Here is a 6645-nt window from a genome sequence, read left to right as displayed (position 1 = left end):
CCACGGTGGGATTGCCCTCGGCCTCGACCGTTTGATTACCATCCTCGCGGGTAAGGAAAGTATCCGCGATGTAATCGCCTTTCCCAAGACTCAAAAAGGACAGGACTTGATGACCGACAGCCCCGGTACTGTAACCGATCGCCAACTCCGCGACATCAAGGTCAAGTCCACCGCCGAGGACGTCTAAACCTTATTTTATTCGAAGCCCATCCGGTGTCCTTCACTTAATCATGAAACACCGGATCATTTCTGCTTTTTTACTCCTCATTCTCTCTCCGGGGGGATTTGCGCAATCCATCCAGGCTGATTCTCCGAAAACTGGCGAATCCATTGCCCGCCGGTATGCACGCTCCGAAGAGATCGCTCCGAAATTTCAAAAGGCATATCAGCCATTGAAATTGAATTTCCAATGGAAGGACAATGGAATCATCCTCAAAACAGGAAAAGGAAAGACTGCCCAGGAAGAATTCATTGAGGGCAAGACTGGTAAAATCAAAAAATCCATTTCCCTGGAGCCAGCCAAAGACGAAGACGATTCTTTATTTCTTCCCCCCCAATCTCGTTGGGGTCGCAGTTCCTCCAGTTCTGATAATATATCCATCACCTTTCAAAATTCCTTCCCCCGTCCGGTCCGTGTTTACTGGGTAGATTTGCAAGGGGAACTTAAAAACTATGGAACAATCCCACCCAAGGGCGATATGTCGATCTCCACCTTTGCAGGTCATCAATGGGTACTCGATTTTTCCGCCAACGATCTGACCGGTATCTTTACCGCCTCCAACCATGACTGTATTGCCAAAATTGACTCCCGCTCCCGCCGGGTGGCAATGAAACAATCTCCCCCCGCCCCCAAGCCTGACTCCACTCCTGCTTCAAAATTGGTTATTCGCGAACATAATGTCTGGTTCATCAGAAAAGATAAAAAGGATATTCAACTGACCCGCAAAGGAACAGAGGAAGATTCCTTCCTCAATGAATTTCGCTACTCGCCCAACAAGCGCTACGCCCTTGGTTTTCAATCCACCCGGGTCATCCCCCGGAAGATCCCCCTACTTCGCAGTTCTCCCAAAGATCAGATTCAACCCACCATCGAATTCATCAATTATCCTAAACCCGGCGATCCCCGTCCTCAACGTCGCCCCATCCTCTTTGACCTCAAAAAGAAGACCGCCATTCCGGTGGACGAAGCTTCATTCCTTGATTCCTGGTCGGTTCAATTTAAGCACTGGTCCAAAGACAGTCGGTCCGCACATGTTCTATATAACAAGCGTGGACACCAGGAACTCGCCCTTCTTTCAATCGATGCCTCAACCGGAAAAGTGACCGACCTCGTTCGGGAATCTCCTGATACATTTGTGGATTATTCCCAAAAAACAATGCTTCACTGGCTCGACCAGTCCGAGCAATTAATCTGGGCAAGCGAACGGAGTGGATGGAATCATCTCTATCGGATCGATGCCTCAAATGGGCAGGTAATCAATCCCATCACCAAGGGAAAATGGGTGGTTCGAAAAATTGAACATGTGGATGAAAAGAGTGAGGTTGTTTGGTTTTCTGCACTAGCCATTCACCCGAAACAGGATCCCTACCACCTCCATCTGGCCAAAGTAAACTTGGACGGATCAGACCTGACCGTTCTGACCCAGGGGGACGGAACTCACCGCTGGGAATTCAACCCCGAACGCACTCTCTTCGTGGATCGCTGGTCCAGAGTCGATCATCCCGAAATTGCTCAATTACGCTCCGCCCGGGATGGCTCACTTGTTAAAGAACTCGCCCGTCAGGATATTTCGGCTCTTTTAAAAGAAGGTTACTCCATGCCCATTCGCTTCTCCGCTCCCGGACGGGATGGTAAGACTATGATCCATGGATTTCTTATCCAACCGACCGAGTTTGATCCCAACCGAATCTATCCCGTGATCGAAAACATCTATGCCGGCCCGCATGGCTTTCATGTCCCTAAAAAGTTTGGTCTCCAGATATCCCAGAGACGATTGGCCGAACTCGGATTTGTAATCGCCAAAATTGATGGAATGGGCACGAATTGGAGATCCAAGAAATTTCATGATCATTGTTGGCAAAACTTGGCCGATGCCGGCTTTCCAGACCGTATTGCCTGGCTCAAAGCGGCCGCTCGAAAATATTCATGGCTCGATCTATCCCGAGTCGGAATTTATGGCGGAAGTGCCGGTGGACAAAATGCCCTATCTGCCCTCCTCCACCACGGAGAATTTTACAAAGCCGCCGTCAGCGACTGTGGATGCCATGATAACCGGATGGATAAAATTTGGTGGAACGAGGCATGGATGGGAAAAATGGGTCCCCATTACGAACAAAGCTCCAATGTACTTCATGCCCATAAATTACAGGGTAATCTTATGCTCACCGTCGGAGAGCTGGATAAAAATGTCGACCCCGCCTCCACCCTTCAGGTGGTCGATGCCCTCGTCCGTGCAGGCAAGGATTTTGAATTCTTTATGATTCCCGGAGCCGGTCATGGGATTGGGGAAGGAAAATATTTATTCCGCAAACGAATCGACTTTTTTGTACGCTCTCTCCTGGGCGTTGAGCCTTAAGGGTAAGATCTTTCATTTTTTGTCTAATTGAACAAGACGCCCCTTGTCATTGCGAGGAGGGAAGCGAAGCGAGCGACGCGGCAATCCACTGTGTCTCGAGGGAGGCATTCGGATAAGTGCGGTTCGCTTACAGGTTCCCAGTGGATCGCCACGGGCTACGCCCTCGCGATGACAAGGCGTGGAAATGAATCCAGTGTGCGGTTTGAGTACAGTATAAAACACATTTGTCATTGCGAGGAAGAAATGCAAGTGAACGACGCGGCAATCCACTGTATGCAATGGACGCGTTTGGATAAGTGCGGTTCGCTTACTGGTCCACAGTGGATCGCCACGGGCTTTCAGCCCTCGCGATGACAAGGTGGAAAGAAATGGAGGGTATTGTCAACCCTGCGAAACTGTCGATTTTATAAATAGAATCCCAAAGCCAGATTTCAGAGGTGTGAATATTTTTTACACTTCAATGAAAAAGATTCATGGAAATTTTGTACTTTTTTTGAGTTTTAAAATTCTTGGCACGACTTATGCAAACTCGGTATCGAATAATACATCACTTGAGTATAAATAACTGAATAGTAACAACTAACAAAAAATGAATACAAAACACGCATCACTCACCAGCATAGGAACCGCCCCATGGAAGTTTTTACTTCTGGCGGCCGCTTTGCTTTTTTCTTACGCCCTGCCCGTTCACGCAGATGACCATGTGGAAGCACCCGCTGTCACGGAAGTCGAAGAGGAGGCTGGCCCAGTCGACGACTACAATGAGCTACTCGAAGCACAGGGCGAATACGCTCCGGCTTACGATTTCTTCACCACATCCATGCTTTGGACAGTAATCGCAGCGGCCTTGGTCTTTCTAATGCACCTTGGGTTTGCCACACTCGAGTCCGGTCTTTGCCAGAGGAAGAATGTGGTTAATGTTCTCTTTAAAAATGTGTTTATCATTTCTATAGGTGTCGTTACTTATGCCTTTTTTGGATTTAATACTCATTACCCTGGGGAATTCAACGGATGGTTTAGTTGGGGAGGTATGATCGGAGACTTGAATGCGGATGGTGGCAACACTTGGGGATACGGCGGACTGGGCTTGGCCATGACTGGATTTGGTGATTTTATCTTTCAGGCCATGTTTGCTGCAACGGGTGCAACTATTGTTTCAGGTGCGGTTGCTGAACGGGTGAAACTCGGTTCGTTCATGATATTTGCTGTACTCTTTGTGGGTGTTGCCTACCCCATTGCTGGATCATGGCATTGGGGCGGAGGAGTTTTAGCCGACATGGGATTCAAAGATTTTGCGGGTTCCACAGTGGTTCATGCATTTGGTGGATTTGGTGCCTTAGCCTGCGTAATGGTATTGGGACCAAGAAAAGGAAAGTATACCGAAAACGGTATCAAGCCAATTCCTGCCCATAGTTTCCCCCTTGCTGCGATTGGAGTATTCTTACTCATGTTTGGATGGTACGGATTTAATGGCGGTTCGGTACTTTCGGCAGAGCCGGGTGCATTAGGTCTGGTATTTACCACCACAACACTCGGTGCTTGTGCCGGTGCATTAGGTGCGATCACAGTCTCTTGGTTTATGCTCAAGAAGCCTGACCTTTCCATGGCATTGAATGGATTACTCGCCGGTTTGGTTGGAATAACTGCAAACGCAGATGTTATTTCAGTAAGCGGTGCCTTGATCATTGGATTAATTGCCGGTGGTTTGGTTGTGGTATCCATTATCTTTCTCGACAAATCCAAAATCGATGACCCAGTCGGTGCTATTTCCGTACACGGTGTATGCGGAGTCTGGGGTACAATCGCAGTGGCCATTTTTGGTACAGGTGATTTCTCGATGGCGACCCAAATTAAGGGAACCCTACTGGTGAGTGTCTTTGCATTCGTCTTTGCTTATATCGTATTTTCTGTACTGAAAGCGGTCATGGGAGTACGAGTCAGCGAAGAAGAAGAGGAAAGAGGTCTTGACATTTCCGAGCATGGTCAGGAAGCATACACTAACTAAAGACGGCTCTTGCACCACAAAACTATAATTACAAAGAAGGATTCATATGAAATTAATTAAGGCCATTATTAAGCCATTTAAATTAGAAGAAGTTAAAGACGCCCTGTCCGAAATTGGAGTCGAAGGGATGACCGTTTCCGAGGTAAAGGGCTTTGGAAGACAAAAAGGACATACCGAGATCTACCGGGGAAGTGAGTACACTGTAGACTTCCTACCCAAGGTAAAACTTGAAATTGCAGTGGCAGATGACATCGTAAACAAGGTAGTTGATGCCATTGTAAGCGCTTCGCAAACCGGAAAGATTGGAGATGGTAAGGTATTTATTATTCCAATTGAAGAGGCCGTTCGAATCCGAACGGGAGAAAAGGGGGATGTTGCTCTCTAATCAGAAGTTTGCGACTCGCTGATCAATATAAATCTTATCAAGGCTCGATTCTTCGGAATCGAGCCTTTTTTATACACCTACCCCAAAGACCGGAAAGAAAAAGGAAGATAATCTGAAATCCTGTATGTATTCTATTCATTTTCTTAATGAATTAACTTCATGGCAAGATTCTTGCAGTAGGGTTTATCGTAAATAAATCGGATCGCTTTTCTTTTCCAGTAAAGAGGTTCACATAAAATAAATCCAAGTAATCAAAAATAACCTGATTAATCCATCGCGACATGAATATAATCTCACACCTAAGAAACCTTCTCCCCCTTATGATCCTACTCTCAATGAGTAGTTTTGGATTTTCCCAAAATTCAGATCAAAATCAGTCCTCTTTCGCAGAGACTGACTTAGTAATTACAACCGAGACTATGGAGGATAGTTCAGCAGAAGAAACCTCATTAGACTCGGGTAATACCGCATGGATGATTACGGCCACGGCCCTGGTATTATTTATGACTCTTCCCGGATTGGCTTTATTTTATGGAGGCCTGGTTCAATCGAAGAATGTACTCTCCGTGTTAATGCAGTGCTTCGCCATTGCATGCCTCGCTTCTCTATTATGGGTGGTTTGCGGATACAGTTTATCCCTAACCCCGGGAGAGAACGAATGGATTGGTGGAACCTCGGCTTTTTTCCTCGAATCATTGAGTATGGAAAACCTGAATGGTGATATCCCGGAATCAGTATGGGTAATCTTTCAAATGACATTTGCCATTATAACCCCCGGTCTGATTGTGGGTGCCTTTGTGGAAAGAATTAAATTTTCTGCGGTTCTTTTATTTAGCGGACTTTGGCTATTGGCGGTTTATTTCCCCGTTTGCTACTGGGTATGGGGCGGCGGTTGGTTGGCCGAAAAAGGGGTGATTGATTTTGCCGGTGGTATTGTGGTACACGCAACAGCGGGTGCATCTGCACTTACCCTGGCCTGGATGCTTGGACGAAGGCAGGGCTTTCCAAAAAGTTTAAGACCCCCACACAATCCCGGCATGGTCATGATTGGTGCATCCATGCTTTGGGTCGGATGGTTTGGCTTTAATGCAGGCAGTGCAGCGGCGGCTAACGAAAGTGCCGGTATGGCGATGCTGGTTACCCACATTTCCGCGGCGACTGCAAGTTTGGTATGGATGTTTATTGAATGGAAAAAAACCGGCAAACCCGGCTTGGTGGGCATCGTAACTGGAACCATTGCCGGACTTGCCACGATTACTCCAGCCTCCGGCAGTGTGGGGCCAATGGGTGCGATTATTATCGGGGCTTCTGCAGCAATCGTCTGCTACTTTGCTTGTGGGTTTGTAAAAGAAAAGCTGGGAGTAGATGACTCTTTGGATGTGGCAGCAGTTCACGGAGTGGGTGGAATCTTGGGTACACTGATGGTAGCTTACCTCGGTTGGAATACTGACCTTGGAGGTTTAGGAATATCTCTGGACAGCTGGCAGGATCAACTGATTGTTCAGGCACAGGGTTGTGTGGCAGCAATTGTACTCTCCGTGGTCGCGACTTATCTGATCGTGAAAATTATATCTCCTCTGTTAGGAGGCAGTATTCGAGTTTCTGAGGAGGACGAAACAAAGGGGCTTGACCAAGCCTTGCATGGAGAGAATGCTTACACACTTCATTAAATTTTCTTA

At 47.2% G+C, this 6645-nt stretch carries 6 protein-coding genes; 5 read left to right on the top strand and 1 reads right to left on the bottom strand.

The window, feature by feature from the left end:
• The coding region (locus ACKPQ5_RS06465) for an amino acid--tRNA ligase-related protein (protein ID WP_407678281.1) at positions 1 to 187 on the top strand (187 nt) is incomplete at its 5' end.
• A 43-nt stretch (positions 188 to 230) separates the two neighbouring features.
• On the top strand, positions 231 to 2576 hold the full coding sequence (locus ACKPQ5_RS06460) for a prolyl oligopeptidase family serine peptidase (RefSeq protein WP_407678280.1): 2346 nt from the start codon (positions 231 to 233) through the stop codon (positions 2574 to 2576).
• Between the two features lie 12 nt (positions 2577 to 2588).
• On the opposite strand, the gene ACKPQ5_RS06455 is transcribed toward ACKPQ5_RS06460, so the two are convergent.
• Positions 2589 to 2933, bottom strand: a complete 345-nt coding sequence (locus ACKPQ5_RS06455) for a hypothetical protein (RefSeq protein ID WP_407678279.1) — start codon at positions 2931 to 2933, stop codon at positions 2589 to 2591.
• A gap of 232 nt (positions 2934 to 3165) precedes the next feature.
• On the opposite strand from ACKPQ5_RS06455, the gene ACKPQ5_RS06450 reads away from it, so the two are divergent.
• The 3 genes from ACKPQ5_RS06450 (at position 3166) to ACKPQ5_RS06440 (ending at position 6636) form a co-directional block, all read left to right on the top strand.
• Positions 3166 to 4581 (top strand): ammonium transporter, encoded by a 1416-nt coding sequence (locus tag ACKPQ5_RS06450; protein ID WP_407678278.1) that lies wholly within the window; start codon positions 3166 to 3168, stop codon positions 4579 to 4581.
• Between the two features lie 46 nt (positions 4582 to 4627).
• Positions 4628 to 4966, top strand: coding sequence for a P-II family nitrogen regulator (locus tag ACKPQ5_RS06445; RefSeq protein WP_407678277.1), 339 nt, complete (start codon positions 4628 to 4630; stop codon positions 4964 to 4966).
• A gap of 419 nt (positions 4967 to 5385) precedes the next feature.
• Positions 5386 to 6636 carry an ammonium transporter gene (locus tag ACKPQ5_RS06440; protein ID WP_407678283.1) on the top strand — a complete coding sequence of 417 codons (1251 nt, stop codon included), beginning with the start codon at positions 5386 to 5388 and terminating at the stop codon, positions 6634 to 6636.
• Positions 6637 to 6645 lie beyond the last annotated feature (9 nt).

Origin of the sequence: Candidatus Seribacter sulfatis (genome assembly GCF_964187635.1) — a bacterium.
Classification (GTDB): Bacteria; Verrucomicrobiota; Verrucomicrobiia; order Opitutales; family Seribacteraceae; genus Seribacter; species Seribacter sulfatis.
Note: the sequence above shows the minus strand (reverse complement) of the source record. Positions and strands in the feature narration are given on the sequence as shown.

What these genes read in the sequence shown, in the direction of transcription:
- ACKPQ5_RS06460 (WP_407678280.1), top strand. Translation starts at nt 231, where the DNA reads ATGAAACACCGGATCATTTCTGCTTTTTTACTCCTCATTCTCTCTCCG.
- ACKPQ5_RS06450 (WP_407678278.1), top strand. Translation starts at nt 3,166, where the DNA reads ATGAATACAAAACACGCATCACTCACCAGCATAGGAACCGCCCCATGG.
- ACKPQ5_RS06445 (WP_407678277.1), top strand. Translation starts at nt 4,628, where the DNA reads ATGAAATTAATTAAGGCCATTATTAAGCCATTTAAATTAGAAGAAGTT.
- ACKPQ5_RS06440 (WP_407678283.1), top strand. Translation starts at nt 5,386, where the DNA reads ATGGAGGATAGTTCAGCAGAAGAAACCTCATTAGACTCGGGTAATACC.